This window comes from Variovorax sp. 679, from assembly GCF_003952185.1.
GTDB lineage: Bacteria > Pseudomonadota > Gammaproteobacteria > Burkholderiales > Burkholderiaceae_C > Variovorax.
Genome location: NZ_RXFS01000002.1, coordinates 101660 through 127276 on the forward strand (window position 1 = coordinate 101660; position 25617 = coordinate 127276).

Sequence of the window (25617 nt, forward strand, 5' to 3'; positions counted from 1 at the left end):
TGCAACTTCCTTTTCTTTCTCTCTCGCCGCGCCGTTGTCAGGTCGCCGGCTTGTCGCTGAGGGCCTTGAGGTTTTCCTTGAGCTGCGGGCTCATCGGCAGGTTCAGCGGCACGTTCTTCGGCGGAATCGGTTGCATGAACCACTTGTTGTAGAGCTTCTCGAACTCGCCGCTCTTCATGAGGCCCGCGAAGGTGTCGTCCACCAGCTTCTTGAAGGCGGGGTCGTCCTTGGGCAGCATGCAGGCGTAGGGCTCGACCTGCAGCGAATCGCCCACCACCTCGAAGTCGCCCGGCGTCTTGGCATTGGCGATCAGGCCGTACAGCAGGATGTCGTCCATCGCGAAGGCCGCGGCGCGGTCGCTCTCGACCAGCAGGAACGAATCGGCGTGGTCCTTGCCGAGCACGATGTCCATGCCGAGGCTCTTCTCGGTGTTGTACTTTCGCATGACCAGGGCGTTGGTGGTGCCGGTGGTGCTGGCGACGGTCTTCTTCGCGAGGTCGGCGTAGTTCTTGATCTTCGAAGACTTCTTCACCAGCAGGCGCGTGCCGGTGTAGAAGTGGTTGATGGCGAAGGCCACGTCCTTGCCGCGCGCGGTGTTGTTGGTAGTGGAGCCGCACTCCAGGTCGACTGTGCCGTTGGTGATGAGCGGGATGCGGTTCTGCGAGGTCACGGGCATCAACGCCACTTGCAGGTTGGGCTTGTTCAGCTTCTTCTTCACCGCCTCGACCACGGCGTTGGAGAGGTCGACCGCCATCCCGATCGGCTTGTTGGGGCCGTCGAGGTAGCTGAAGGGCACCGACGACTCGCGATAGGAGAGCGTGATCTTGCCGGACTCGGCGATCTTGGCCAGCGTGTCGGCGGCCTGTGCGCCGGTGGCGGTGAAGAGCACCGTGGCGGCCATGGAAGCCATCAGGACGGAGAGTTTCATTCGAGCCTTCATTCGGTTGAACTGAACAGGCGGCCAGTGTAGGAACGAGGGCGACAAAACCACAAATTCCAAATGAAACCTGGGCCATGCCCAAAGGTTATGGGCCGGGGTTCTTTTGGCATTTCCGGCCGGGACCGCGCGCGCCTACAGTCACGGCTTCAGTTCTCGATCAACCTCCGGAAAGTTGCCTCCATGCATGTGTGTGTGCTCGGTGCCGGCATCGTGGGCCTGGCAACCGCCTGGCAGCTCGAACGCCGGGGCTATCAGGTCACCGTGATCGACCGCGCCGCGCCCGGCTCGGGCGCGAGCGGCGGCAACGGCGCGCAGCTCAGCTATTCGTACGTGCAGCCGCTGGCCGATCCGTCGATCTGGAAGCAGCTGCCCAAGCTGCTGCTGTCGCCCGCCTCGCCGCTCAAGCTGCGGCCGCAGCTCGATCCGCTGCAGTGGCGCTGGGGCATGGAATTTCTCGCGGCCTGCAATGCAAACACCTCGCGCGACACCACGGCCAGGCTGCTGGAGCTGGCCGCCTCGAGCCGCGTCGAGTTCGAGGCGATGCGTGCCGAGCTCACGCCCGATTGCGATTTCTCCGCCACCGGCAAGCTGGTGCTGTATGCCAGTGCAGCCTCGCTCGAAGGTGCGCGGGCACAGCTCGAACTGCAGCGCACCATGGGCAGCGAGCAGCGGCTGGTGACGCCCGAAGAATGCGTCGCCATCGAGCCCGCGCTCGCCGGCTACCGCGACCAGATGGCGGGCGCCGTGCACACGCCGAGCGAATGCGCAGCCGACTGCCTCAAGGTGTGCACCGAGTTGACGAAGGCATTGAGCGCGCGCGGCGTACGCTTCTTGTCCGGTACCGACGTACACGGCTTCGCGCGCAAGGCAAACCGCATCGCGGCAGCACGCACCAGCGACGGCGAGGTGGAGGCCGACGCCTTCGTGATGGCGCTGGGCTCGGCCTCGCACAGGCTGGGGCGCGCGCTTGGAGCCTACCTGCCGGTGTATCCGCTCAAGGGCTACAGCATCACGGTGGAAGTCGATCCCGCGCCCGGCGCCGCGCCGCACGTGAACGTGACGGACAGCGCACGCAAGGTTGTTTTCGCACGCATCGGATCGCGCCTGCGCGTGGCGGGCATGGCCGAGCTCGTGGGGCACGACGCGAGCATTCCGGCCACGCGCATCGAAACCCTGGCAGCCGCCACGCGCGCCCTCTTCCCGCATGCGAGCCGGCTCGAGGAACTGCATCCATGGACCGGCATGCGCCCCGCCACGCCCAAGGGGCTGCCGATCATCGGACGGCTCGGCAGCGCTCCGTCGAACATGCTGTTCAACACCGGCCACGGCGCGCTGGGTTTCACGCTGGCCTTCGGCTCGGCGCTTCGGATCGCGCAGGCGCTGGATCCTGCGGCTTCGGCAGCCTGAGCTTGCGGCCGAGGCGCCGCCAGCCGATCACCACGCCGGTCAGGCTCAGCATCGCACCACCCAGACTCAATGCGACCAGCACCACATCCCACAGGGGGCGGCGCTCCAGCAGCGGCAGCCAGTCCCAGCTGTGCAGCATGGCGAACAGCCAGCGGCTCGCGCGACGATGGCTGTCGATGCGGCCCAGCACGGTGCCCGTCAGCGGATCGACGTGCACCCAGCTCGCGGGCGCGTCGGTGAACACGACGCGCCAGACGGGCAGCGGCTTGTCGGTGCCGCCGGTCATGGTGTGCGCCTCGCGCGCGTAGTAGTGGACGTCGTAGGTGCGCAGCACGTCGATGCGCGCGACCGCGTCGGGCAGCAGGCGGGCGACCGCGCCTTTCAGCGCCTCGGGGTCCAGCGCGTACGGCTGCGCGGTGAGTGCATCGCGCACGATGGGCCGGCCCGAGGCTGTACTGGCCAGCACCAGCGTCTGCCCGGCACGCCGCGCCCAACTCAGTTCGCGCACGCCGCCGCCCGTCGAGGCCAGCAAGACAACTGGCGAGGCGTCCTGCGCGCCAATGGTCAACGCCCCTCCGTTCATCGCATCGACCCGCAGGGCCGCTGCCTTGCCATCGAACACGCGCCACGGGTTCATCGACATCAGCCCGCTGAAGATCCATGTCAACGTGACGAGCGCGAACAGCAATCCGCTGATGTGATGCCAGCGCATCGCGAAGCCCTGGTACGGCGAATGTGACCCGCTGCGGTAGACGCGCCTGAAGCGCCAGCGCATCAGACCCACCACCGTGCCCGTCAGCGCGACGGCGATGCAGATGATCGAGAGCCAGTTGACGATGTCGGCCCAGTAGGCATCCAGCGCGCCTCCACGCAGCGGATACAGCCAGTGGATCCACGCCCCGGCGTAGTTCCAGAGGCGCTCCGCGCGCGGCGCGTCGCGCACCACCTCGCCGGTCCTGCCCGACACGTAGAGCCGCGTGGCCTGCGCATCGGCAAGCTCGACCACATGCAGCGGGCGATGGGCATCGAGCCCGCGCGAATGCGTGAAGGCGTCTTCATCGATGGCGCCGCGATAGTCCACCGCCACGCCGGCACCCGCATAAGCCCGTGCGCTCGCGAGCACCCGCTGGCGATCGACCTCGCGCAGCACGCCGCCGGTCCGCGCATCGACCACGATGGTGCCGCTGCCGGGCGGAGGCTTGCGCCCGCCGATTGCGGCCTCGCGCACCGGCACCGCGAGATACACCGCCTGCCCGCCACTCGCCGCTGCAAGCCGCAGCGACTGCAGCGGCCCTGCAATGCCCGCCGCCTCCAGCGCCTGCGCCGGCCCCAGGAGCTGCTGCGACGCACCGAGCGGCGGCAGGTGCCGCAAACGCTCTGCCTCCGTGAGCTTGGGGTAGCCCACGTACATCATCACCACCCCGGAAACGAACCACATCGCGAAGAAGGCGCAGGCGACAACGCCCAGCCAGCGATGGACAAGGAACAGCCAGCGCTTGAGATGCATGGCGCTCTCCCCTTCCGCTAGAAGCTCACGCGCAGCGCGACATCCGCCGTGCGCGGCGCACCGAGGTACGCGAAGGTGGTTCCCAGGTTCGCCGCATAGACCTTGTTCGTCACGTTGCGGATGCGCCCCACCACGGTGACGGAGCGGCTCAGCTTCCAGCTCAGCCCCAGGTCGAGCAGCGTGTAGGCCGGCCAGCTCGTCGTGTTGGCCGCATCGGCATAGACCTTGCCGACGTGCCGCAGCCCCGCGCTCGCCTGCAGCTGCGGCGTGATCGCATACGACGCCCAGAGGTTGGCCACCACGGCCGGCGTGTTGGTCGGCGTGCGGCCCGCGAGCGAAACACCGCCCTGCGTGAAGCGCTCGTAGCGCGCATCGACGTAGGTGACGTTGCCCTGCAGCGACCACCGCGGCGTCGGCTGCAGCCCGAGCGCCAGTTCCACGCCCTTGGACGACTGCTCGCCGACGAGCACCGTGAGCGCGCTGTTGTTCGGGTCCTGCGACGCGATGTTGCTGCGGCGGATGCTGTAGGCCGCGAGCGTGGCCGTGCCCTTGCCCTGCCAGAAATCGAACTTGCCGCCGACCTCCGCCTGCCGGCCCGTGGTGAGCTCGCTGTTGTTGCGCACGTCGGCGAACGAGGCCGTGGAAAGCACGCCCGAGGGCGGATCGGCGGCGGTGGCGTACTGCGCGTAAAGGCTGGCGCCGGGCGAGACGTCCCACACGAGGCCGATGCGTCCGGTAGTGGGCTTGTAGCCGCGCTGGAAACTGGCCGGATTGGCCGCGTCCACCGTGCGGCGGTTGACCACGTCGAGGTCGATGCGCTCATGGCGCAGCGCCGTCACGAGATGAAGCGATGGCTGTAGCGCGGTGCGGTTCTCCAGATAGAGCGCGGTGGTCGTGACCTTGTTGCTCCGGTCAGGGCGGAAGCCGGGCACCATGCCCCGCACGTCGAAGAAGCGCTCGGTGGCGAAGACGTAGGGGTTCACCGTGCTCACCACCCCGGGCAGGCTGTTGGGAAAGCGCGTCTGCCGGTTCACGCTGAAGTCCAGCCCGAAGGCCCAGTCGCTGCGCAGGCCGCCGAGCCGGCCCTTGTAGATACCCTCGACACGGTTGCCGACCAGGTCCTGGTCGTGCCGCTGCAGCAGCGCGCCGGAGCGGATCACCGCCGTGTTGGCGGCGTTGTAGCGATAGCTCTCGACGTTGCGGTAGTCGCGCAGGGCGTCGTAGGCATAGAAGGTGTTCCTGAACTGCAGCGCGTCGCTGGCCTGCCATTCGGTCACCGAGCGCAGCCACTGCACGCGCTGGGCATAGATGCCGTCGGCGCTGTTGTAGTTCTTGAAGCGGATGCCGCGGTCGATGCGCATCGTGCCGGCCACGGGGTTCAGAGCTGGCGTTCCCCAGTAGGGCCGATCGACCTGCTCGTCCTGGTACTCGTAGGCCAGCGTGTGCTTCACGCCGCCGCCGAAGTCGGAGACCAGCGAGGCCGCCATCTGCGTGGCCTTGTTGCGCGTGCCGTCGGTCCAGCCGTCGGCCTCGCGGCGGTTCACGTCGATGCGGGCGTAGTGGCTGCCGGCGCCGCCGTCTCCGGCGATGCGCCGGTTGAGCCCGAAAGAAGCCTCCCGGAGGTTCTGCGTACCCAAACGCAGTTGCGCCTCGGTGAAGTCGCCGCGCTCGGCGATCTTGGTGATGTAGTTGATCGAGCCGCCCAGCGCCCCGGAGCCGAACAGAAAGCTCGACGGGCCGCCGATGGCCTCGACGCGGTCGTAGATCCAGCTGTCCACCGGACGGGCCGCAATCGAATACTGAACGTTGATGCCGTTGAACAGCTGGGCGATGGAGTTGCTGCCGAAACCGCGGTAGCTCGCGCCGATGTTGCCCGGCGCGTCGTGCGCGGTCACGCCCGGAATCGCGCGCAGGATTTCCTGCGTGTTCTGCGCGCCGCGCGCATCGATGACGGCGCGGCTCACCACCGTCACCGAGGCGGGCGTCTCGCGCGGCGTGAGGCCGAGGCGGCTCGCGGTGTCGGAGGGCGTGTCGAGGTCGAGACGGCCGTTGGGCGCGACCGCCTCCCCGGTCACCTCGACCTGCGGCAAGGCATGCGTGGCGGATTGCTGGGCCCACGCCTGTGCGCCGGCAGTGCCGAACAAGGCCAGAAGCCCGAGTGTGGAAGTGGATGGAACGAGACCGGGCAAGGCACCGCGCAAGACGGCGCCGCCCCGGGACATGGAACGACGTGACATGGAATCTCTCTTTGCGGCGGCGCGCCCGAACGGCGACACCAGCCGCACAACGACCGGAAGCTCACCGCGCCGCCGGTCCTGGCCGGACGGCGACGGGTGAAGGAAGAAGCTACGGTGTCAGGAGAGAGCCGGCGGCCCGCGCGCTGGAAGCGGCGAAGCCGTGGCCGCCGCGATGCGGGCGGCCGGAATGGACTGCAGTGCGCGGCCAAGCGGCTGAGGCGACGGCAGCGTCGCTTGTGCAGCCAGGGGAGTCGGCGCGGAGACCATGCACAGCGGGCAGTCCATTGCAGTGGTGCCCAGTTCGACCGGACCATCCTCGCCTTGCACGATCGCCTTGACGGCGCCGGCGCTGGAGCACACCAGCTCGATGGCCTGCGGATGCACGATCGGCGAGGCGCCGGCAATCAGCAGCGACGCCATGAACCACGCGAGCACCAGACGGTACAGCGAGTGAGAGCGTCGGAGGGCGTGCATGGCGCCGGATTATGGCCCGGCCTGCTCGATCGCCTCGCGCATGCAGCGCGTGATGCCGCGCACCGCCACCGAGTCGGGCCGCGCCGCGAAACGCAGCGCGCGGATCGGCACCGGGATGTGCGGCTCCAGCCTCAGCACGTCGACCTTCTCGCGGTCGGCCGAGCGCGCCGTGCAGCCGTCGACCAGTGCCACGCCGATGCCATGGTGCGCCATGGCCAGCGCCGCGTGGTAGGTCTGCACCGTGACCACCGCCTGCTGGAAGCCCACGCCCGCCTGCCGGCAGGCCTGGCTCAGGCTGGTGCCCACGGGGTCGCGGCTGTCCAGGCCGATCACCGGGCGGTCGATGAGGTCATGCAGCGCCGCCGAGCCGTTGCGCACCAGCGCGCGCGGCAGCATGCCCTTGGGCGCGATGCACACCATTCGGCTGTCGGCCAGCGTCTCCTGCGTGAGCGAAGGGTGCACCGCGGGGCTGAAGGCGAAGCCCACGTCGGCCTCCTGCAGCAGCAGCGCCGACATGATCTGCGGCGAGTGCAGCGACTCCACGGTGATCGCGTAGCCCGGATGCTTTTCGCGGAAGGCCTTGAGCGCGCGCGGCAGGATGTCGTAGCTCAGCGCCAGCACGCTGAGGATGCGCAACTCGCCCGTGTCGCCGGCCGTGCGCAGGTTGGAGGCCAGCCGCTGCACCTCGTCGAGCTGCGCGAAGAGCCGCTCGATGTGCGGATACAGCGTGAGCGCCTCGGTGGTCGGCGTGAGCCGCCCCTTGGCGCGCTGGAACAGTGGAAAGCCAAGCTGCAGCTCGGCATGCTGCAGCGTGCGGCTCACCGCCGGCTGCGTGATGTTGATGAGCCGCGCCGCCGCGCTCACGCTGCCCGTGAGCATGATCGCGTTGAAAACCTCGATGTGGCGCAGGCGCATCGCGAGCGGCGGCGGGTGTGTCAGTTGCCGGAGGAAGCCTTGCCGCGGGCCAGGTCCATGACCATGCGCGTGCCGAGGTACAGGCGCGGCTCGATCGAATTGACCAGCACGTATTCGGCGTCGGCCGAGTGCGCGCCGAAGCCCTGCAGGCCGAAGCGTTCGACGACCGGCGCCTTGGTCTTGAGCGCGGCGAAGGCCGCGTCGGTGCCGCCACCGGCAGCCTTGTCGTCGGCACCCAGCGGCAGGCCGAGTTCGTCCTTGTAGATCTGCTGCGCATGGCGAGCCATGGCGATCGAGGCGTCGCTCGACTCCAGCGGCGGACGGCGGCGCTCGAACTTCAGCTCGACCTTTGCCTCGGGAATGAGCTGCTTCTTCACGCGCTCGTTCACCTGCTGCTCGATGCGGTCGTAGTCGCTGACCTTCAGCACGCGCACGTCGGCTGCGGCCGTGGCGCTGGCCGGGATCACGTTGCGGTTGGTGCCCGACTTCGAGATGGTCCAGTTCATCTTCAGGCCCGTGGCCGGATCGGACAGGTCACGCATCTGCAGGATCTGGTGCGACAGCTCGTACAGCGCGTTCACGCCCAGCTCGGGCGCCGAGCCCGCGTGCGAGGCCTTGCCGGTGACGTTCAGCGTGACCGAGGCGATGCCCGCCGTGGCGAGCGAGAGCTTGTCGTCCTTCACCGAGGCGCCTTCGAAGGACAGCACCGCGTCGTGCTCGCTGCCCATGCGCGTGATGAGCGCGCGTGCGCCGGGCGAGCTGATTTCCTCGTCGCCGTTGATGAGCACGGTGAGCGTGCCGTATTCCTTGAACTTCATCGCCTGCAGCATCGACACGATGTGCGTGATGACGGCCACGCCCTGCTTGTCGTCGGCGATGCCCAGGCCGTAGGCCTTGTCGCCCTCGATGCGGAACGGCTGCTTGTTGAGCATGCCCACGGTGTAGACCGTGTCCATGTGCGCGATCAGCAGGATCTTCTTCTTGCCCGTGCCCTTGAAGGTGGCGCGCACCACGCGACCGATCTTCTCGGGCGTGTCTTCCATGCGGTAGGCCTCGGCGCTCGGGTCGATCAGCTCGACCTGCCCGCCCAGCGCCTTGAACTTCGCCGCGATCAGGTCGGAGATCTTCTCCAGGCCTTCGAGGTCGCGGCTGCCGGACTCGATGGAGACCAGCTCCTTCAGCGTGTCGAGCAGCGCGGGCTTTTCCTTGGCGGCGAGCGCGGCGATGCTGGCGTCGGGCGCCGCGAAGGCGGTGCCCAGGCAGGCCGCACAGGCGGCGGCGATCAGGAGTTTGCGGTGCGGGAATCGGATCATTTCTGTTTGCTTCTTCTCGGTTGGTTGTCTCGTCTTGTTCTCTGCTTCTTCAGTGAAACGGTCAGTGCGCCTTGTCCCAGTTGGGGCCGACGCCGATCTCGGCCAGCAGCGGCACCTTCAGCGAGGCGACGCCGGCCATGAGACGAGGGATTTCGGTGCGCACCCATTCGATCTCGGCCTCGGGCACTTCGAACACCAGTTCGTCGTGCACCTGCATGATCATCCGGGTGCCTCGCTTCTCCTCGTCAAGCACGTTCTGTACCTTGACCATGCTGAGCTTGATCAGGTCGGCCGCCGTGCCCTGCATCGGCGCATTGATGGCCGCGCGCTCGGCGCCGCCGCGGCGCGGGCCGTTGGGCGAATTGATCTCGGGCAGGTACAGGCGCCGGCCGAACACGGTTTCGACATAGCCCTGCTCCTTGGCGAGCGCCTTCGTCTCGTCCATGTAGGCCTTCACGCCCGGATAGCGCGCGAAGTAGCGCTCGATGTACGAGGCCGCGGCCTTGTTCTCGATGCCCAGGTTCTTCGCGAGGCCGAAGCTGCTCATGCCGTAGATCAGGCCGAAGTTGATGACCTTGGCGTAGCGGCGCTGTTCGCTCGACACCTGGTCGGGCGTGGAGCCGAACACCTCGGCCGCCGTCGCGCGGTGCACGTCGATGCCCTCGGTGAAGGCGCGCAGCAGCGACTCGTCACCGCTGATGTGGGCCATGATGCGCAACTCGATCTGCGAGTAGTCGGCGCTGGCGATCACGCTGCCCGCCGGCGCCACGAAGGCCTCGCGCACGCGGCGGCCTTCGGGCGTGCGGATCGGGATGTTCTGCAGGTTCGGGTCGTTGCTGCTCAGCCGGCCCGTGACGGCCACGGCCTGCGCGTAGTGCGTGTGCACGCGTCCGGTGCGCGGGTTGGCCAGCTGGCCGAGCTTGTCGGTGTAGGTGCCCTTGAGCTTCGAGAGGCTGCGGTGCTCGAGGATCTTGGCGGGCAGCGGATAGTCTTCCGCCAGCTTCTCGAGCACCTCTTCGTCGGTGCTGGGCGCTCCGCTCGGCGTCTTCTTGACCACGGGCAGGCCCAGCTTGGTGAAGAAGATCTCGCCGATCTGCTTGGGCGAGCCGAGGTTGAAGGGCTGGCCGGCAATGTCGTAGGCCTCTTGCTCCAGTTCCATGATGCGCTTGCCGAGCTCGTGGCTCTGCGTGGCCAGCGTGGGAGCGTCGATCAGCACGCCGTTGCGCTCGACGCGGTAGAGCGCCTCGCTCGAATCCATCTCGAGCTGGTAGATGAAGCTCAGCTTCTCGTCGGCCTGCAGACGTGGCCACAGCGTGTTGTGCACGTCCAGCGTCTGGTCGCTGTCCTCGCACGAATACTCCGCAGCCTTCGCAATGTCGACCTGGCTGAACGAGATCTGGTGCGCGCCCTTGCCGCACAGGTCTTCGTACGAGATGCCGCTGCGCCCCAGGTGGCGCTCGGCCAGGCTCGACAGGCCGTGCGGCTTGTGCACCTCGAGCACGTAGCTCTGCAGCATGGTGTCGTGCGCGTAGCCCTGCACCTCGATGCCGTGGTTGGCGAACACATGGCGGTCGTACTTGATGTGCTGGCCGAGCTTCTTCTTCGCACCGTTCTCCAGCCAGGGCTTGAGCTTTGCCAGCACCTCGTCGATGGGCAGCTGCTCGGGCGCATCGGGGTAGTTGTGCGTGAGCGGAATGTAGGCCGCCTCGCCGGGCGTGACGCTGAAGCTGATGCCGACGATCTGCGCGACCATCTCGTCGAGCGAGGTGGTTTCGGTGTCGATGGCGGTGAGCTCGGCCGCCTCGAGCTTCGCGAGCCAGGCGTCGAACTGCTCCCAGCTCATGATCGTGTCGTACTTGAGATTGCTCGCGGGCTCGGCGGCTTCCAGCGCCTGCATGTCGGCAGGCTCGTCGAACAGGCCGCCCTGGTCGGTGCCGGCCTTGGGAGAGGAAGCCTTCTTCCTGGCGTGCTCCTCGATCAGCTCGGGCGGAACTTCCTGTGCTTCGAGCGTCTTGACCAGGCTCTTGAAGCCGAACTTCTCGTAGAAGGGCTTCAGCTCGGCCGTCTGCGGCGCGCCCACGGGCAGGCCCTCGAGCGACGGCAGGCCGGTGACGTGGCCGTCGAGGTCGCAATCGGTGCGGATGGTGACGAGGCGCTTGCTCAGCGGCAACTGGTCGAGGGCCTGGCGCAGGTTCTCGCCCGCAGCGCCCTTCACTTCGGCGGCGCGTTCGATCAGCGCGTCGAGCGAGCCGTATTCGAGCAGCCACTTGGCAGCAGTCTTCGGGCCGACCTTCGGCACGCCGGGAACGTTGTCGACCGTGTCGCCCACCAGCGTCTGGTAGTCGATCATCAGGCTGGGCGGCACGCCGAACTCGGCGGTGACGCCGGCCACGTCGCGGCGCTTGCCGTTCATGGTGTCGATGATGGTGATGTGCTCGTCGACCAGCTGGCTCAGGTCCTTGTCGCCGCTGGAGACGATCACCTCGACGCCCTGGGCGGAGGCGACCCTGGCGAGCGTGCCGATGACGTCGTCGGCTTCCACGTCGGGCACGCTGAGCACGGGCCAGCCGAGCAGCTTCACCACTTCGTGGATGGGGTCGATCTGGCTGCGCAGGTCGTCGGGCATCGGCGAGCGGTTGGCCTTGTACTCGGGGTACCAGTCGTCGCGGAAGGTCTTGCCGGGCGCATCGAAGATGCAGGCCGCGTAGTCCGCGCGCACCTCGCGGCGCAGCGCGGTCATCATGTTGATCATTCCCCGGATGGCACCGGTCGCCGGGCTCTTGGGGTCGCCGGGCACGGCCCTCAGGTCGGGCATCGCGTGGAAGGCGCGGTAGAGGTAGCTCGATCCGTCGACGAGCAGCAGCGTTTTCTTGTCGGTCATCGGGCCATTTTGCCGTGCCCGGGACGGCGCCCGGAACCACGATGCCATGAGGTGCAAACCGACGTCCCGGAACCGGGTGCGCGCCTACAATGCATGCATGCCTAGCTCCACACTCCTGGTCGCCCGCCGCATCCTGCTGGCGCTGGCCTTCGCAACCCCCTTTGCCGCCGTGCAGGCGCAGCAGGCGGCCACGCCCGCTCCGGCGGCGGCTCCGGCCGATGCGCTACAGAATCAGGAGCAGGCCAAGGCCGAAGGCCGACGCAACCAGAAGGTCGAGAACATCCATACCGAAGACAGCGGCGCCTCGGTCGACGAAGTCCGCTATGGCGGCCGTACCCAGAGCATCAACGTCAAGCCCAAGTCGAACATGCCGGGCTACGAAGTGCTGCCGGCCGACTCGTACACGGGCCGCCAGGGTTCGTCGGAAACGGGCGCCAACGGCCCCCGCGTCTGGAACGTGATGAAGTTCTGACCGTGCGCCTTTCTGTCCCAGTTATTGCAGCGGCAACGCGGCGCTGAGTACCCCCATGGCAGTTTTCACCGAAGTCGGTTTCGGCGAGGCAGACGCGCTCGTCCAACGCCTGGGCCTGGGCCCGCTGCGCGAACTGCGCGGCATCGAGGGAGGCATCGAGAACACCAACTACTTCGCGACCACCGAGTCGGGCGAGTTCGTGTTGACGCTGTTCGAACGCCTGAGCGCCGAGCAGCTCCCTTACTACCTTTGTCTGATGAAGCACCTGGCGAGCGCTGGCCTGCCGGTGCCCGCGCCCGTGGCGGTGCCGGAACCCGCCAATGCAGAAAAGCCCAGGAAGGGCCAGCCCCCGGTACCCGCCGACGCCGCATGCGACCTGCTGCACACGGTGGCCGGCAAGCCCGCGGCGGTGGTGCAGAAGCTCTCCGGCCGCAGCGAACTGGCCCCCGGCGCGGCGCATTGCGCCGAACTGGGCGCGATGCTGGCGCGCATGCACCTCGCGGGACGCGACTACCCCCGCATCCAGCCGAACCTTCGCGGACTGCCCTGGTGGAACGAGACGGTGCCGGTGGTGCTGCCGTACATCGAGGAGCCGCAAGCGGCCCTGCTGCGCGCCGAACTGGCCTACCAGAACCACGTGGCAGAGTCTTCGGCCTATGCAGCCCTGCCGCGCGGCCCGGTGCATGCCGACATGTTCCGCGACAACGTGATGTTCGCCACCGGTGGCGACGCCGGCGCGGCCCCGCGCCTGACCGGCGTGTTCGACTTCTACTTCGCCGGCACCGACACCTGGCTGTTCGATCTGGCCGTGTGCCTGAACGACTGGGCCATCGACCTGCCGACCGGCCGGCACGATGCCGAGCGCGCCGACGCGCTGCTGTCGGCCTACGAGAGCGTGCGCACGCTGAACGGCGCCGAGCGCGCACTGCTGCCCGCAATGCTGCGCGCCGCGGCGCTGCGCTTCTGGATCTCCCGCCTCTGGGACTTCCATCTGCCGCGCGAGGCGAGCATGCTCAAGCCCCATGACCCCACGCACTTCGAGCGCGTGCTGCGCGACCGCGCCACCCATCCGCATGCCATGGCGCAGGCTCTCGAGCCGCTGCTGGCTGCCTGACCTTCACACATGAAACTCAACCTCGTGCCGGCAAGAACCGGCGTCGAATGGGTCCGCCTCGGGCTCAAGAACTTCTGGCGGCAGCCGCTGGCCTTCGTGTCGCTGTTCATGTTGTTCATGGCGCTGATCTCGACCATTTCGCAGCTGCCGCTGATCGGCAAGTTCCTGCCTTTCGTGCTGCTGCCCTTCTCCACGCTGGGCTTCATGGTCGCGGCATCGGTGGCCGATGCCTCGGGAAACAACGGCAACAGCGCCGCCAACACCGACCTTCCCGGAGACACGGGCGGCGTGAAGCGGCCGACCGGCGCGATCATGTTCCTGTCGGTGGCACGCGCCATGCGCACGGAATGGCGCTCGCTGGCCGTGCTCGGCGTGATCTCGGCGGTTTACTGCTTCCTGACCGTCTTCCTGACGGCGCTGGTCGATGGCGGCCAGTTCATGCGCAGCTACTTCCTCGGCGAAGCTCCTGCGAAGGAAGTGCTGGAAAGCAGCCGTTTCCAGATGGCGAACCTGCTCCAGATGTGCCTCGCGCTGCCGCTGGTCGCGGCCATGTGGCACGCGCCCGCGCTGGTTCACTGGCACCGCGTGGAGCCGGTGAAGAGCATCTTCTTCAGCCTGGTCGCGATGTTCCGGAATTTCGGCGCCTACGCGCTGTACTGGCTCGCATGGTGCGGCGTGCTTCTGCTCGGCCTGCTGGCAGCGGCGCTGGTCGGCACCATCGTGATCGGCGTGGGCTCGCTGGGTTCGGATACCGGCGCCATGACCGCCGGCAACATCCTGATGATCGGCACGGTGATGACGCTCGCCGCCATGGCGCAGGCATCGAACTGGTTCACCTTCCGCGACACCTTCAATCCGGACTGAGCGCCGCAGCCGGCGCCCTCGCCGGTGATCGCCGGTGAACTCAAATCGGCGTGAGCTTGGCCACCGACAGCGCCAGCCACTTCACGCCATGCCGCGCAAACTTGACTTGGGCGCGCGCGTCGTCGCCGGTGCCTTCCAGTGCGGTCACCGTGCCTTCGCCAAACTTGTTGTGGAACACCTGCATGCCTGAACGCAGGCCGTGCGAAGGTGCCGTCTTCTGCGGCGGCACGGGCGGGCTGGCGAAGGTTTCCTTGTCGCGGCTGCTGCCGCCGCCATAACCACCACCGCTGTAGCCACCACCACCGCCGCGCGTGCTCGCGTAGCCACCACCGTAGCCGAAGGCCGATGGCGTGAAGCCCTGGTTCTTGGGCGTGAGCCACTTGAGCGCGCTCTCGGGCAGCTCGTCGAAGAAGCGGCTCTTGACGTTGTAGCGGGTCTGGCCGTGCAGCATGCGTGTCTGCGAATGACTCAGGTACAGCCGCTTGCGGGCGCGCGTGATCGCCACGTACATCAGGCGGCGCTCTTCCTCGAGGCTCTCGAAATCGCTCATCGAGTTCTCGTGCGGGAACAGACCCTCTTCCATGCCGGTGATGAAAACGCAGTCGAATTCCAGGCCCTTGGCGGCATGGACGGTCATGAGCTGCACCGCGTCCTGCCCCGCCTGCGCCTGGTTGTCGCCCGATTCGAGCGCGGCGTGCGTGAGGAAGGCCGCCAGCGGGCTCAGCGTTTCGCCGGTTTCGGCGTCGGGTGCGAGCGGCTCGTCGAGCACCGGGCGGCTCGGGTCGATGCCCTGGCTCGCGGGTGATTGGCGCAGTTCGTCGACCGGCAGCGCCACGGCGTCGCGGCCGAAGCCTTCCTGCGTGACGAAGCTCTCGGCCGCATTCACCAGTTCTTCCAGATTCTCGATGCGGTCCGCACCTTCGCGGTCGGCCTTGTAGTGCTCGACGAGGCCGCTGTGGTCGAGCACCAGCTCGATGATCTCCCGCAGGCTCACACCCTGGGTCTGCTCGCGCAGCACGTCGATCTTGGCGACGAAGCCCGTGAGATTGGCGCCGGCCTTGCCGCCGACAACGCTCACCGCGTCGTGCAGCGAACGGTTGGCGGCGCGTGCGGCGTCCTGCAGGGTTTCGAGCGTGCGCGCGCCGATGCCGCGCGGCGGGAAGTTGACGACGCGCAGGAAGCTGGTGTCGTCGTCCTTGTTCTCGAGCAGGCGCAGGTAGGCCAGCGCGTGCTTGATTTCGGCGCGCTCGAAGAAGCGCAGCCCGCCGTACACGCGGTACGGCACGGAGGCATTGAAGAGCGCCGTTTCGATCACCCGGCTCTGCGCATTGCTGCGGTAGAGCACGGCCATTTCCTTGCGCTCGTAGCCGTCGCGCACGAGCTGGCGCATTTCCTCGACCATCCACTGGGCTTCGGCCAGGTCGGTGGGCGACTCGTAGACGCGCACGGGCTCGCCCGGCCCCTGGTCGGTGCGCAGGTTCTTGCCCAGGCGCTTCTTGTTGTGGCCGATGAGCTCGTTGGCCGAGTCGAGGATGTTGCTGTAGCTGCGGTAGTTCTGCTCCAGCTTGATCTGGTGACGCACGTCGAACTCGCGCACGAAGTCGGTCATGTTGCCCACGCGCGCGCCGCGGAAGGCGTAGATGCTCTGGTCGTCGTCGCCCACGGCGATCACGCTGTTGTGCCGGCCCGGCTCGAAGCGGCCTTCGACGGTGTTGCCCGCGAGCATCTTGATCCACGCGTACTGCAGGCGGTTGGTGTCCTGGAACTCGTCGATCAGGATGTGGCGGAAGCGCCGCTGGTAGTGCTCGCGCACCGGGTCGTTGTCGCGCAGTAGCTCGTAGCTGCGCAGCATGAGTTCGCCGAAGTCGACCACGCCTTCGCGCTGGCATTGCTCTTCATAGAGGCGGTAGAGCTCGACCTTCTTGCGGTCGTCGTCGCTGCGCACCTCGATGGCATCGGGCCGCAGGCCGTCTTCCTTGGCGCCGGCGATGAACCACTGGGTCTGCTTGGCCGGGAAGCGCTCGTCGTCGACGTTGAACTGCTTCATCAGGCGCTTGATGGCCGAGAGCTGGTCCTGTGTGTCGAGGATCTGGAAGGTGGAAGGCAGGTTGGCCAGCTTCCAGTGCGCGCGCAGCAGGCGGTTGCACAGGCCGTGGAAGGTGCCGATCCACATGCCGCGCACGTTGACGGGCAGCATCGCGGTCAGCCGCGTCATCATTTCCTTCGCGGCCTTGTTGGTGAAGGTCACGGCGAGGATGCCGCCGGCGGAGACCTGGCCGGTCTGCAGCAGCCAGGCGATGCGGGTGGTGAGCACGCGCGTCTTGCCGGAGCCGGCGCCCGCCAGGATGAGTGCGTTGCCTTCGGGCAACGTGACCGCGGCGAGTTGCTCCGCGTTCAGGTTCTGGAGCAGCGGCAGCGCTGGGGAGTGGGCATCGTCAGCCGCAGGATCGTTAAACAACATCCCACGATTGTAGAAACCACGGCGTATGCGGGTTATATGAAGAAGCGGAAGACCTGCCTTCGCGAGTCCGCGTAAAATCAATCACCGGGCCCAAGTTTCTTGCGCCCGGTTTTTTGTGGGCGTTTCATTTGCAGAACGCACCGCAGAAACCGGCCGGACCAAGCGCTCATTCGTTTCTTTCAACGATTCCTTCCTAGGAGCCTGGTCATGCAAATTTTCGATTACGACAACATCCTTCTGCTCCCGCGCAAGTGCCGCGTGGAGAGCCGCTCCGAGTGCGACACCAGCGTCACGCTGGGCGAACGCAGCTTCCGCCTGCCGGTGGTGCCCGCCAACATGAAGACGGTGGTCGACGAGTCGATCTGCCTGTGGCTGGCGCAGAACGGCTACTTCTACGTGATGCACCGCTTCGACCTCGACAACGTCAAGTTCGTCAAGGAGATGCAGGGCAAGGGCGTGTTCGCCTCCATCTCTCTGGGCGTGAAGAAGGCCGACTACGACACCGTCGACCAGCTGGTAGCCCAGGGCCTCGTTCCCGAGTACGTCACGATCGACATCGCGCACGGCCATGCCGACAGCGTGAAGAACATGATCGGCTACCTCAAGCAGAAGCTGCCGAAGACCTTTGTGATTGCCGGCAACGTCGGCACGCCCGAAGCCGTGATCGACCTCGAGAACTGGGGCGCGGACGCGACCAAGGTCGGCATAGGCCCGGGCAAGGTCTGCATCACGAAGCTCAAGACCGGCTTCGGCACGGGCGGCTGGCAACTGTCGGCGCTGAAGTGGTGCGCGCGCGTGGCGACCAAGCCGATCATTGCCGACGGCGGCATCCGCGACCACGGCGACATCGCCAAGAGCGTGCGCTTCGGCGCCTCGATGGTCATGATCGGCTCGCTGTTCGCGGGGCACGAGGAGTCGCCGGGCAAGACCGTCGAGGTCGACGGCGTGCTGTTCAAGGAATACTACGGCTCCGCCAGCGACTTCAACAAAGGCGAGTACAAGCACGTCGAGGGCAAGCGCATCCTCGAGCCCATCAAGGGCAAGCTGGCCGACACGCTGGTCGAGATGGAACAGGACGTACAGAGCTCGATCAGCTACGCGGGCGGCCGCACGCTGATGGACATCCGCAAGGTCAACTACGTCACGCTGGGTGGCGACAACGCAGGCGAACACCTGCTGATGTAACGGCCCTCAGGCTTCCAGCAGCTGCACCGCGTGCCGGTGCAGCGTGTGCGCCGGATCGGCGAGCGCATCGACCACGTCGAAGTGATTCAGCCCCGGCAGCACCTCGCACACCGGCACTGTGTTGCGGCCCCACGCCTCGCGGATCATCGCGTTGTGGCGCATGAACTCCTCGCTTTCCTTGCCGCCGGCAACGGCGTAGAGCTGGCCGCGCTTGGGCGCAGGCCACAGCGCCGGACTGGCGCGCAGCGCGTCCGCGTCGGTCAGGTTCAGTGTCTTCTCGAGAAACGGCGTGCGCTGCAGCGGACGAAGGTCGTAGAGGCCCGAGATCGACAGCGCGTTGCGCACGAGCCGCGCGGGCAGGTCGGACGCGACCGCCTTCCAGTCGCAAGCCAGCAGCGCCGCCGCCATGTGCCCGCCGGCCGAATGACCCGCAACCGTGATCCGCGAAGGATCGCCACCGTGGGCCGCGATGTGGCGCCACGTCCATTCGAGCGCGCGCACCATCTGCAGCAGGATTCCGGGCACCGTGACGGGCTGCTCCGGCGTGCCCGGGCACAGCGCGTAGTTGGGCTGGACCACGCAGATGCCGCGGTCGTTGAAGGCGGGAGCAATGAAAGAGTGGTCTTTCTTGTCCATCGCGCGCCAGTAGCCACCGTGGATGAAGACCAGCACCGGCGCGTCGGGCACCGGAGCGGGGAAGACATCGAGCGTTTCGTTCACGCCCTGGCCATAGGGAAGATCGATCCGTGCCGGCAACGTCTCGCGCGCCGCGGCCGATTCGCGCCCCCAGCGCTCGAAGTACGCGGGGTGATCCTTGACCCGCGCGAGGTTGTTGTACATGCCTTCCAGCCAGGCAGGATCGAACGAGGTCATGCGCTCTTTGCTCCGTGTTTCGCGAGGCGCGATCTTGGCACGGCAGGATGCGCCAAAACGGCAGTTCCGGTTAAAATTCGCCCCGCGTTGGGGGGGTAGCTCAGCTGGGAGAGCGCCGCGTTCGCAATGCGGAGGTCGGGAGTTCGATCCTCCTCCTCTCCACCAACCGACACGGAAAAGGCCTTGGCATCTGCCAGGGCCTTTTCCTTTTGGGGCTCGACTCAGGTGTCGAGCGTCAGGTGCTGGCCGTGCAGCGCCGCGCCTCCCGGCGAAGCGAGGAACCCGATGGTCTGCGCAGCGACCGCGGTCGACACCCAGTCGGCGGGGTTCGCATCGGGCATCGCTTGCCGGTTGGCCGGCGTGTCGAGCACGCTCGGAGCCACGCTGTTGACGTTAACGCCATGCGGCGCCGCTTCCGCCGCCATGGCTTCCACGAGGCGCTGCAGCGCGCTCTTCGAGGCAATGTATGCGGCCATGGCCGGCACGCCGCGCGCAGCGACCTTCGCCGTGACGGCGATGACGCTGCCGGCGCGTCGCTCGATCATCGAGGGCAGCACCGCCTGCGTCACCGCGACGAACGACCAGGCGTTGAGATTCATCATCCGGTCCCAGCTCGCGCGCGAGAGCGCATGTGTCGCCTCCCCCATCTCGAAGCCGCCCGCGATGTGCACCAGCGTGTCGACGCGGCCGAAGGACTTGAGCGCCTGCTCCGCGAGAGCCGCCATCTCGGAAGTGGAAGTCACGTCACCCGCCAGCAGGAGATGGTGGGAGTTGTCGAGGCCCGGGAAGACTTCCGCGAGACGACCTGCGTGGTGATCGACCAACGCAAGGCGTGCACCCTGATCGATGAAGTGCTGGGCTACCGCACGGCCCAGCGCACCTGCGGCGCCGGTGATCAGGACATGGGAGGTGGTGTTTGCGTCGCTCATCGAGATTCTCCTGATTGAGGGGCCGCGCCCCATCGGTGATGATGAATCCTAATGCTTCGACTCACAAATTTTTTGGAAAGTCAGAAATTCTGGGATATACTCGTGGTCTTGCCAGAAAACACAAAACGTTTTCAAAGCAAGGGCTCTTAGCTCAGTTGGTAGAGCAGCGGACTCTTAATCCGTAGGTCGAGTGTTCGAGTCACTCAGGGCCCACCACCAACACCAAAATAGCGCGGTTTCCGCGCTATTTTTTTGTCAAAGCCTTCTCATGGCCTACATGAGAAGGCTTTTTCTTTGGCCGCCCACTCTTCCCAACGCCTTGCACGCAAGGAGGACAGCATCGCCATCTCAAGTGGGCTCATAGCCCCACTCATGAACTCGATTCGTGACCCGAGAGAAGCCTATCGACGTGCGATCCACTCGTCGACGCAACGCTCGAGCAGATCGCGCCGCTCGCCCACCTCTGCCGCCAGATACTGACGAGCATGCGCCTGCGCCAGTTCATTCGACAGGAACCACTGCTCACGCGCGGGGCCCTCTCGCGCCGGCGGCGCACCCCAGGCCGCGCTGCCGAGAAAGGCTTCGGTGACCGGCAGTCGCCCATCGGTCTTGCCGATATCCGACAGCGCATCGCGTGAGCCGCCGAGAATGATGCGCACCTGCACCGTCTCCTCGTCGGCTTCGATCAGCGCTCCGAGACCGCCTGCCTGGTGCACCTGCCAGAGCTGCATCGCGGAAGCATTGCGAACCCAACTCTCTAGCGCACGCGTCAAACTTTCGAGGATGATTTTTCTGTTCATAGGGGAATATTTCACGATTTTGCCCATCACCTGCAAGTCACATTGCACTCCAATTGCAAACAACGCCCATGCGGCATGGCATCTTGTACGTGCTGTCACGCAGCACCACAAGAAAGACACAGGGACATTCACTTCGAAGCCCCAAGGCTCGTTCGGCCCGCCCATGCGGGTATTTTTTTGCCCGGCCGCAACCGATCTCGCGGACGACACGCGAGGACCACGGAATGCGCCCTGCCTCGAACCGTGCTTTCGGGCGTGAGCTATATTTCCGCTCATGGAAAAGGCGTCCGACATAGGTAAACCCACAGTCCCCATCGACCTGATCGGGCCGGACCATTGGCCGCGCTCCAAGCGCGGCTCGGGCCGAGCCACCAAGGTGATCCTGGCCATCGTGGGAGGGCTGACGGCAGCAGGCGTGATTGCCTACCGCTTCTTCGGCATTGGGCGCTGACCACCAGTCCCCTGCATGAGCAAAAGCCCGCTGTCCCGAAGACAGCGGGCTTTTTTCATGGGCGCACGGCAGGATCACCGCTCAGCCTCTACTGAAGCCGCGAGCCCTTGGGCAGCCGCTTCGCCAGCCACTCGTGCACGTCCGCACGAATGTTGCGGCCTTCGAGCAGGAAGTTCTCGTAGCGGCTCGGCACATAAGGCAGATAGACCAGCGGCATGCCCGCCTCCTCCGGCGTGCGCGCTGCCTTGCGGTTGTTGCAGACCGCGCACGCGCTCACGAGGTTGGTCCAGGTCCACGGGCCTCCGCGCGACTCGGGCAGCACGTGCTCGCATTGCAGCTCGCGTTCGTGGAACACGCCTGCGCAATAGGCGCAGGTGTGGCGGTCTCGGCGCAGCAGCTTGCTCTTGGTGACGCTCGGGATCACGTCGAAGAGGTTGATCTTCGACGCGCCGCGCAGCGCGATGATCGGCGCCACCTCGACACGCGATTGCACGCCGCGCGCCACGTTGAAGCCACCGCGCAGCGTTGCCAGCGGCAGGTCGCCGTCTTCCCAGGCCACCGAGCCGGTGGCGTAATGCAACACCGCCTGCTCCAGCGAGATCCAGGCTTGCGGCGTGCCCTGAATATCGAGTTGCAGGACGTGAGGGTGCATGACTCGCCTCCTTTTGCGGCGATGGTTCTTGTGAGGTTGAATGAAATGAAGCCATGGGGTGCACGAACGGAATCGAACCGTCGTCAGCGGGTCCACAACCCGCGGCTCTGCCATTGAGCTACGTACACCGTCGAGACAGTACGAGCAGCCGGATCACCACTCACCGACAGCGCGAACGCGCTGATCGAGATCGGCGAGCCCTTCAAGCGATGACTCACCAGCCGGCACACACTCGTTCGCACGGCGCACACCGGCCATGAGGCCGAAACGTCGGACCAGGGACAGCACCGAACGCTCGCGCGGCTGTGCCGGGCGCACTGTGATCATCCGGATCGGGGTGTTGCGCTTGCGCATGGTGACTCCTTGGTTGTGTTGTGACAGCTAGGCAAGAAAAGATGGCCCCACGTGCACGACTCGAACGTGCAACCCCTTGCTTCGTAGGCAAGTGCTCTGATCCATTGAGCTAACGCGGGTCGAAAACAAAAAGTGTCCGGTTACGAGTTCCGGCGCCGCCCAATCTTTGCGGCCGGTTTCCGCGGGAGGACCATCTGCATGGCCCTGTCCCGCTCGGGTTCTGTGTCGTTCAGGAAAAACGGCTCTGCGCTTTCCATTTCGGTTGTGTCCTCACGCGACGGACAGCACGCTGGGCGCTGTCCCGTACGACGTCGCTGCACAGGAGTGATCAATTCCTGCACATCCCGCCAGACCGTCTACGCGGTGCGTACTGGCGGTGTGGTGAAGGCACACCCGAAATGGCAAACAAGAAACCAAAAAACAAAACAAAAAGGCCCGGAACCTTGCGGTGTCCGGGCCTCTGCATGAGAGAGCTTGGAAGGTGTGCGCCTATGCGCAACCTCCACCCGGTAGCACCTGATCCTCGAGTTTTCCAAAACGCAGGCTCGCTGCGGCTTTCGTGGAATACACGTGGCTCTGGTGCTGATTCGATCGGACCGACGGCATGCCGCCCAAACCACCACACGCCCAGACGCGCACGAGCGATCGGCCCGAGGCGGGTCGAATGCTGGTGAGGTTCAGTGCGGTGTTCACGATGGGTCCTGAGTCAAAAATTGCCGCTGTCGGCTGTAAAGGGTTGGAAAAAAGGTACGGCTTTGGGCCGCGAATGAGGGCAACTGTAAATAGTGTTTACGAAGGCGTCAACAACCGGGACAATCTTTTTTTGTCTTGTTGTTGTTTTTGAACAGTGCCCAATACCACCGTCGCGCGCCGTCGCAATGCGCTTGCGCTGCACCGCCGCTTTCTCGAGGAGGCCGTTGCCGCGGGCCTGCCAGCCAAGGGGCTGGACCAGGCGTTCGCGAAGAAGATCGAGATTTCTCCCAGCATGTGGAGCCAGATCAAGAGTTCCCGCCCCATCGGCGACAACCTGGCACGGCAGATCGAACGGCATTGCGATGTGGAGCCGGGCTGGCTCGACAAGGAAGACCGCCCCAGCGAAGTACCCGACGCAGCTGAGGAGCGCTTCATCGCCGCGGCACGGGAGGCATGGCGCAGCGCCAACGCCAAGGGGAAAAAAGAGCTCAGCGGCTGGCTGAAGAAACGCGCACAGGACGCCGCTGCCGGCGGCGAGCCCTAGCCCAGTTCCGGCGCGTTGCGGACGATGGCGGCGCGCATGTCGTCCGGAATGGCGACTGCGCGATGGGTTTCGAGCGAGGTGGTCACCAGCACCTGCTGCATCTGCATGCGCACTTCGCCATCCACTGGATCGAAGCAGCGCACCTGCAATGTCATCGAACGCGAGCCCAGCCGCTCCACGGCCAGCCCGAGCATCACCTGGTCGCCCATTCGGCTCACTGCGCGGAAATCGACTTCGAGCTTCACGGTGGGCAGGCCGATTCGCCGCTGCGCCACCAGCCCGTGATAGCTGAGCCCCAGGCCTTCGTTCACCCAGTCCTCGACGAGGCCGTTGAGCATCACGAAGTACTGCGGATAGAAGACGATCCCCGCCGGATCGCAGTCCGAGAAGCGGATCAGCCTCGGCCTGCGGAACTCGTTGCGCTCGCCCATGCTCACCCCTCCTCGCCCGCGGGTTCGCCGCGCAGCACGTGCACGCGCAGCAGGCCAAGCTGCGTGTGCATCTGCTTGACCGTCTTCATGTCGAGCCCCGAGAACATCTCGAGGATCCACTGCTCGTGCTCGCTCGCCATGGTCTCGAAGGTGCGGCGGCCCGTTGGCGTGAGGCTCACGATCCACGCGCGACGGTCATCGGGACTGGGCGCGCGCGCCACCATGCCTTCGCGTTCGAGCTCGTCCGTCAGGCCGGTGACGTTGCCGCCGGTCACCATCAGGTAGCGCGAGAGCACGCGCATCTTCAGGCCGTCCTTGTAGCGGTAGAGCTGCGCCATGTAGTCGAAGCGCGCCAGCGAGATGCCGAAGCGATCGCGCAGCCGTCGCCGGATCTCGGCCTCGATCTGCGTGGTGCTGGCCAGCATGCGCAGCCACAGCTTGAGCATCGCGTGGTCCTCGTGGCCCGCGCGGGCCTCGTGGCCCAGTTCTTCCGCATCGCTCAGTACGGCGTGCGAAGCATCGTTGCGTGTCGTCATGTCACTTCTCCCCCTGAAACCGAGATCGACTGTCCGGTGACCGATGCAGCACCGGCCCCGCACAACCAACGCACCGTGTCGGCCACCTCGGACGGCTGCACGATCCGCTTCTGCGGATTGACGCTGGAAAACTCAGCCAGCGCATCGGCCTCGCTGCGCCCGGTCTTGCCGACCACGTTGGCGACGCTGTTGCGCAGGATGTCGGTGTCGGTGTAGCCCGGGCACACGGCATTCACCGTGATGCCCTTGCGCGCCACCTCGAGCGCCAGCGCGCGCGTGAGCCCGATCACGCCATGCTTGGCCGCGGTGTAGGCCGCCACGTAGGCGTAGCCCTTCTGCCCTGCCGTGCTGGCGATGTTGACGATGCGGCCCCAGCCGGCGTCGAGCATGTCCGGAAGCGCCGCCTGCGCGCACAGGAAGCTGCCGGTGAGATTGACCGACAGCATCCGCTGCCAGAGCTCGAACGAAGTCTTGAGGAAAGGCGCGCTTTCGGCCGCCCCCGCGTTGTTGACGAGCACGGCGACCGGCCCCCGCGCGGCACGGACCTCGGCGAATGCGGCCTGCACTGCCTCGGGACTGGCCACGTCGGCCGCCACGACGCCGTGCCCGCTGCCCGCGAGCGAATCGGCCACGCGCTGCAGTGCCTCGCGATCGCGCCCCAGCAGCGTGAGGATGGCGCCCTCGGCAGCCAGGGTGCGGGCGATCTCGGCACCGATGCCGCGTGCTGCGCCGGTAACGAGTGCATGCCGGCCAGTGAGTGAATTTGATTGCATACCTGAATGTTTTAGTTCTGAATCATTTTACCGGAGCTGGCCGCCCCAGGTTGTCAGCGCATGAAACGGCCGCCGTTGAGGTCCAGCGTGGCGCCGGTCATGAAGGCCGCGGCCGGGGAAGCGAGATAGACCACCGCCGCGGCAACTTCCTCGGGAAGGCCGAAGCGGCCGAGGGGAATGCTCGCCTGCAGCGTCTGCTGCCGCGCGGGCTCCATGGCCTCGAGCGCAGGGCTGCCGATAGCCGCTGGAGCCAGCGCATTCACTGTCACGCCGTGCGGCGCCAGTTCCTGTGCGAACGACCGCGTCAGCGCCAGCAATCCGGCCTTGCTCGCCGCGTAGTGCACCCCGGTCGCCGTGCTGGCCTGCTGCCCGGCCATCGATGCAATGTTGACGATACGACCCGTGCCGCGTTCGCGCATGTGCCGCCCGGCAATGCGACAACCGAAGAAGCTGCCCCGCAGATTGACAGCCAGCACGTCGTCCCATTCTTCGGGCGTGATGTCCCAGAGCGATGTGACCGGCGTGCGCGCCGCGTTGTTGACCATGATGTCGACTGCGCCGAAATGCGCGATGGCCTTGTCGAAGCAGCCGGAGAAAGCCGTCTCGTCGCGCACATCGAGTTGCAGCGCGAGCCCGCCGATCTCCGCCGCGACGGCCTGCGCATTCGCAAGCTCGATGTCGGCCAGTGCCACGCGCGCCCCGGCCTCCGCCAGCCCGCACGCGATGGCCGCGCCCAACCCCTGTCCGGCCCCCGTCACGAACGCCACGCGGCCTGAAAGCGGGAGCAGCGCTGCGTTCGTCATGGCGATGC

At 66.4% G+C, this 25617-nt stretch carries 24 protein-coding genes and 4 tRNA genes; 9 read left to right on the forward strand and 19 right to left on the reverse strand.

Going from position 1 to position 25617, the window contains the following annotated elements; translation table 11 throughout:
• Positions 1 to 37: 37 nt before the first annotated feature.
• Positions 38 to 928, reverse strand: coding sequence for a transporter substrate-binding domain-containing protein (locus EJO71_RS04435; RefSeq protein ID WP_125947954.1), 891 nt, complete (start codon positions 926 to 928; stop codon positions 38 to 40).
• Between the two features lie 192 nt (positions 929 to 1120).
• On the opposite strand from EJO71_RS04435, the gene EJO71_RS04440 reads away from it, so the two are divergent.
• Positions 1121 to 2347, forward strand: a complete 1227-nt coding sequence (locus tag EJO71_RS04440; protein ID WP_125947953.1) for a D-amino acid dehydrogenase — start codon at positions 1121 to 1123, stop codon at positions 2345 to 2347.
• On the opposite strand, the gene EJO71_RS04445 is transcribed toward EJO71_RS04440, so the two are convergent.
• The 6 genes from EJO71_RS04445 to polA all read right to left on the reverse strand — a co-directional run bounded on the left by EJO71_RS04445 (position 2280) and on the right by polA (position 11674).
• Entirely contained in the window at positions 2280 to 3854 is a 1575-nt protein-coding gene (locus EJO71_RS04445; protein ID WP_125947952.1) for a PepSY domain-containing protein, read from the reverse strand. The genes EJO71_RS04440 and EJO71_RS04445 overlap by 68 nt on opposite strands.
• A gap of 17 nt (positions 3855 to 3871) precedes the next feature.
• Complete coding sequence (locus EJO71_RS04450) at positions 3872 to 6091, reverse strand: TonB-dependent receptor (RefSeq protein ID WP_240651297.1); 2220 nt, start codon at positions 6089 to 6091, stop codon at positions 3872 to 3874.
• Positions 6092 to 6208: 117 nt separating this feature from the next.
• Complete coding sequence (locus tag EJO71_RS04455) at positions 6209 to 6565, reverse strand: hypothetical protein (RefSeq protein WP_125947951.1); 357 nt, start codon at positions 6563 to 6565, stop codon at positions 6209 to 6211.
• Between the two features lie 9 nt (positions 6566 to 6574).
• Positions 6575 to 7480, reverse strand: a complete 906-nt coding sequence (locus EJO71_RS04460) for a LysR substrate-binding domain-containing protein (RefSeq protein ID WP_125947950.1) — start codon at positions 7478 to 7480, stop codon at positions 6575 to 6577.
• Positions 7481 to 7500: 20 nt separating this feature from the next.
• A complete protein-coding gene (locus EJO71_RS04465) occupies positions 7501 to 8790 on the reverse strand; it encodes a M20/M25/M40 family metallo-hydrolase (RefSeq protein ID WP_125948061.1) in 1290 nt (429 codons plus the stop codon).
• Between the two features lie 64 nt (positions 8791 to 8854).
• Positions 8855 to 11674 (reverse strand): DNA polymerase I, encoded by a 2820-nt coding sequence (polA, locus tag EJO71_RS04470; protein ID WP_125947949.1) that lies wholly within the window; start codon positions 11672 to 11674, stop codon positions 8855 to 8857.
• A 97-nt stretch (positions 11675 to 11771) separates the two neighbouring features.
• Between polA and EJO71_RS04475 the strand changes: the two genes are divergently transcribed.
• From EJO71_RS04475 to EJO71_RS04485, 3 genes are read left to right on the forward strand one after another with little or no spacing between them, the layout of a single operon-like run.
• A complete protein-coding gene (locus EJO71_RS04475; protein WP_125947948.1) occupies positions 11772 to 12146 on the forward strand; it encodes a hypothetical protein in 375 nt (124 codons plus the stop codon).
• 55 nt (positions 12147 to 12201) lie between these two features.
• On the forward strand, positions 12202 to 13260 hold the full coding sequence (locus tag EJO71_RS04480; protein ID WP_125947947.1) for a homoserine kinase: 1059 nt from the start codon (positions 12202 to 12204) through the stop codon (positions 13258 to 13260).
• 9 nt (positions 13261 to 13269) lie between these two features.
• Entirely contained in the window at positions 13270 to 14124 is an 855-nt protein-coding gene (locus EJO71_RS04485; protein ID WP_125947946.1) for a BPSS1780 family membrane protein, read from the forward strand.
• Between the two features lie 40 nt (positions 14125 to 14164).
• Here the strand turns inward: EJO71_RS04485 and EJO71_RS04490 are convergent, their stop codons facing one another.
• Positions 14165 to 16585, reverse strand: a complete 2421-nt coding sequence (locus EJO71_RS04490; protein ID WP_125947945.1) for a UvrD-helicase domain-containing protein — start codon at positions 16583 to 16585, stop codon at positions 14165 to 14167.
• A gap of 207 nt (positions 16586 to 16792) precedes the next feature.
• On the opposite strand from EJO71_RS04490, the gene EJO71_RS04495 reads away from it, so the two are divergent.
• On the forward strand, positions 16793 to 17770 hold the full coding sequence (locus tag EJO71_RS04495) for a GMP reductase (RefSeq protein WP_125947944.1): 978 nt from the start codon (positions 16793 to 16795) through the stop codon (positions 17768 to 17770).
• A gap of 6 nt (positions 17771 to 17776) precedes the next feature.
• Here the strand turns inward: EJO71_RS04495 and EJO71_RS04500 are convergent, their stop codons facing one another.
• On the reverse strand, positions 17777 to 18643 hold the full coding sequence (locus EJO71_RS04500) for an alpha/beta hydrolase (RefSeq protein ID WP_125947943.1): 867 nt from the start codon (positions 18641 to 18643) through the stop codon (positions 17777 to 17779).
• An 89-nt stretch (positions 18644 to 18732) separates the two neighbouring features.
• Between EJO71_RS04500 and EJO71_RS04505 the strand changes: the two genes are divergently transcribed.
• A tRNA-Ala gene (locus EJO71_RS04505) sits at positions 18733 to 18808 on the forward strand.
• A gap of 56 nt (positions 18809 to 18864) precedes the next feature.
• On the opposite strand, the gene EJO71_RS04510 is transcribed toward EJO71_RS04505, so the two are convergent.
• Positions 18865 to 19572, reverse strand: coding sequence for an SDR family oxidoreductase (locus EJO71_RS04510; protein ID WP_125947942.1), 708 nt, complete (start codon positions 19570 to 19572; stop codon positions 18865 to 18867).
• Between the two features lie 140 nt (positions 19573 to 19712).
• On the opposite strand from EJO71_RS04510, the gene EJO71_RS04515 reads away from it, so the two are divergent.
• Positions 19713 to 19788, forward strand: a tRNA-Lys gene (locus tag EJO71_RS04515).
• 185 nt (positions 19789 to 19973) lie between these two features.
• Here the strand turns inward: EJO71_RS04515 and EJO71_RS04520 are convergent.
• Positions 19974 to 20372, reverse strand: a complete 399-nt coding sequence (locus tag EJO71_RS04520) for a hypothetical protein (protein WP_125947941.1) — start codon at positions 20370 to 20372, stop codon at positions 19974 to 19976.
• Between the two features lie 274 nt (positions 20373 to 20646).
• On the opposite strand from EJO71_RS04520, the gene EJO71_RS34265 reads away from it, so the two are divergent.
• Positions 20647 to 20823, forward strand: a complete 177-nt coding sequence (locus tag EJO71_RS34265; RefSeq protein ID WP_164546769.1) for a hypothetical protein — start codon at positions 20647 to 20649, stop codon at positions 20821 to 20823.
• A gap of 88 nt (positions 20824 to 20911) precedes the next feature.
• Here the strand turns inward: EJO71_RS34265 and EJO71_RS04525 are convergent, their stop codons facing one another.
• The 4 genes from EJO71_RS04525 to EJO71_RS04540 all read right to left on the reverse strand — a co-directional run bounded on the left by EJO71_RS04525 (position 20912) and on the right by EJO71_RS04540 (position 21948).
• A complete protein-coding gene (locus EJO71_RS04525; RefSeq protein WP_125947940.1) occupies positions 20912 to 21475 on the reverse strand; it encodes an HNH endonuclease in 564 nt (187 codons plus the stop codon).
• A gap of 54 nt (positions 21476 to 21529) precedes the next feature.
• A tRNA-His gene (locus tag EJO71_RS04530) sits at positions 21530 to 21603 on the reverse strand.
• Between the two features lie 25 nt (positions 21604 to 21628).
• Positions 21629 to 21829 carry a short-chain dehydrogenase gene (locus EJO71_RS04535; protein WP_125947939.1) on the reverse strand — a complete coding sequence of 67 codons (201 nt, stop codon included), beginning with the start codon at positions 21827 to 21829 and terminating at the stop codon, positions 21629 to 21631.
• A gap of 42 nt (positions 21830 to 21871) precedes the next feature.
• Positions 21872 to 21948, reverse strand: a tRNA-Arg gene (locus EJO71_RS04540).
• A gap of 728 nt (positions 21949 to 22676) precedes the next feature.
• Between EJO71_RS04540 and EJO71_RS04545 the strand changes: the two genes are divergently transcribed.
• Complete coding sequence (locus EJO71_RS04545) at positions 22677 to 23066, forward strand: hypothetical protein (RefSeq protein WP_125947938.1); 390 nt, start codon at positions 22677 to 22679, stop codon at positions 23064 to 23066.
• Here EJO71_RS04545 and EJO71_RS04550 read toward each other — a convergent pair.
• Genes EJO71_RS04550 through EJO71_RS04565 form a run of 4 tightly spaced genes read right to left on the reverse strand, consistent with a single transcriptional unit; the run spans position 23063 to position 25609 of the window.
• Positions 23063 to 23497, reverse strand: coding sequence for a thioesterase family protein (locus tag EJO71_RS04550; protein WP_125947937.1), 435 nt, complete (start codon positions 23495 to 23497; stop codon positions 23063 to 23065). The genes EJO71_RS04545 and EJO71_RS04550 overlap by 4 nt on opposite strands.
• 2 nt (positions 23498 to 23499) lie before the next feature.
• Positions 23500 to 24033: a MarR family transcriptional regulator gene (locus EJO71_RS04555; protein WP_125947936.1), complete on the reverse strand. Its 534-nt coding sequence runs from the start codon at positions 24031 to 24033 to the stop codon at positions 23500 to 23502.
• Positions 24030 to 24806: an SDR family NAD(P)-dependent oxidoreductase gene (locus EJO71_RS04560; protein ID WP_125947935.1), complete on the reverse strand. Its 777-nt coding sequence runs from the start codon at positions 24804 to 24806 to the stop codon at positions 24030 to 24032. Before EJO71_RS04560 ends, EJO71_RS04555 begins: the two co-directional genes overlap by 4 nt.
• 53 nt (positions 24807 to 24859) lie before the next feature.
• Positions 24860 to 25609 carry an SDR family NAD(P)-dependent oxidoreductase gene (locus EJO71_RS04565; RefSeq protein ID WP_125947934.1) on the reverse strand — a complete coding sequence of 250 codons (750 nt, stop codon included), beginning with the start codon at positions 25607 to 25609 and terminating at the stop codon, positions 24860 to 24862.
• Positions 25610 to 25617 lie beyond the last annotated feature (8 nt).

Coding starts and splice junctions, on each gene's coding strand:
- EJO71_RS34265 (WP_164546769.1), top strand. CDS start 20,647: ATGGAAAAGGCGTCCGACATAGGTAAACCCACAGTCCCCATCGACCTG.
- EJO71_RS04565 (WP_125947934.1), bottom strand. CDS start 25,609: ATGACGAACGCAGCGCTGCTCCCGCTTTCAGGCCGCGTGGCGTTCGTG.
- EJO71_RS04560 (WP_125947935.1), bottom strand. CDS start 24,806: ATGCAATCAAATTCACTCACTGGCCGGCATGCACTCGTTACCGGCGCA.
- EJO71_RS04475 (WP_125947948.1), top strand. CDS start 11,772: ATGCCTAGCTCCACACTCCTGGTCGCCCGCCGCATCCTGCTGGCGCTG.
- EJO71_RS04500 (WP_125947943.1), bottom strand. CDS start 18,643: ATGACCTCGTTCGATCCTGCCTGGCTGGAAGGCATGTACAACAACCTC.
- EJO71_RS04520 (WP_125947941.1), bottom strand. CDS start 20,372: ATGAACAGAAAAATCATCCTCGAAAGTTTGACGCGTGCGCTAGAGAGT.
- EJO71_RS04445 (WP_125947952.1), bottom strand. CDS start 3,854: ATGCATCTCAAGCGCTGGCTGTTCCTTGTCCATCGCTGGCTGGGCGTT.
- EJO71_RS04550 (WP_125947937.1), bottom strand. CDS start 23,497: ATGGGCGAGCGCAACGAGTTCCGCAGGCCGAGGCTGATCCGCTTCTCG.
- polA (WP_125947949.1), bottom strand. CDS start 11,674: ATGACCGACAAGAAAACGCTGCTGCTCGTCGACGGATCGAGCTACCTC.
- EJO71_RS04455 (WP_125947951.1), bottom strand. CDS start 6,565: ATGCACGCCCTCCGACGCTCTCACTCGCTGTACCGTCTGGTGCTCGCG.
- EJO71_RS04460 (WP_125947950.1), bottom strand. CDS start 7,480: ATGCGCCTGCGCCACATCGAGGTTTTCAACGCGATCATGCTCACGGGC.
- EJO71_RS04480 (WP_125947947.1), top strand. CDS start 12,202: ATGGCAGTTTTCACCGAAGTCGGTTTCGGCGAGGCAGACGCGCTCGTC.
- EJO71_RS04510 (WP_125947942.1), bottom strand. CDS start 19,572: ATGAGCGACGCAAACACCACCTCCCATGTCCTGATCACCGGCGCCGCA.
- EJO71_RS04535 (WP_125947939.1), bottom strand. CDS start 21,829: ATGCGCAAGCGCAACACCCCGATCCGGATGATCACAGTGCGCCCGGCA.
- EJO71_RS04485 (WP_125947946.1), top strand. CDS start 13,270: ATGAAACTCAACCTCGTGCCGGCAAGAACCGGCGTCGAATGGGTCCGC.
- EJO71_RS04450 (WP_240651297.1), bottom strand. CDS start 6,091: ATGTCACGTCGTTCCATGTCCCGGGGCGGCGCCGTCTTGCGCGGTGCC.
- EJO71_RS04435 (WP_125947954.1), bottom strand. CDS start 928: ATGAAACTCTCCGTCCTGATGGCTTCCATGGCCGCCACGGTGCTCTTC.
- EJO71_RS04555 (WP_125947936.1), bottom strand. CDS start 24,033: ATGACGACACGCAACGATGCTTCGCACGCCGTACTGAGCGATGCGGAA.
- EJO71_RS04440 (WP_125947953.1), top strand. CDS start 1,121: ATGCATGTGTGTGTGCTCGGTGCCGGCATCGTGGGCCTGGCAACCGCC.
- EJO71_RS04490 (WP_125947945.1), bottom strand. CDS start 16,585: ATGTTGTTTAACGATCCTGCGGCTGACGATGCCCACTCCCCAGCGCTG.
- EJO71_RS04525 (WP_125947940.1), bottom strand. CDS start 21,475: ATGCACCCTCACGTCCTGCAACTCGATATTCAGGGCACGCCGCAAGCC.
- EJO71_RS04495 (WP_125947944.1), top strand. CDS start 16,793: ATGCAAATTTTCGATTACGACAACATCCTTCTGCTCCCGCGCAAGTGC.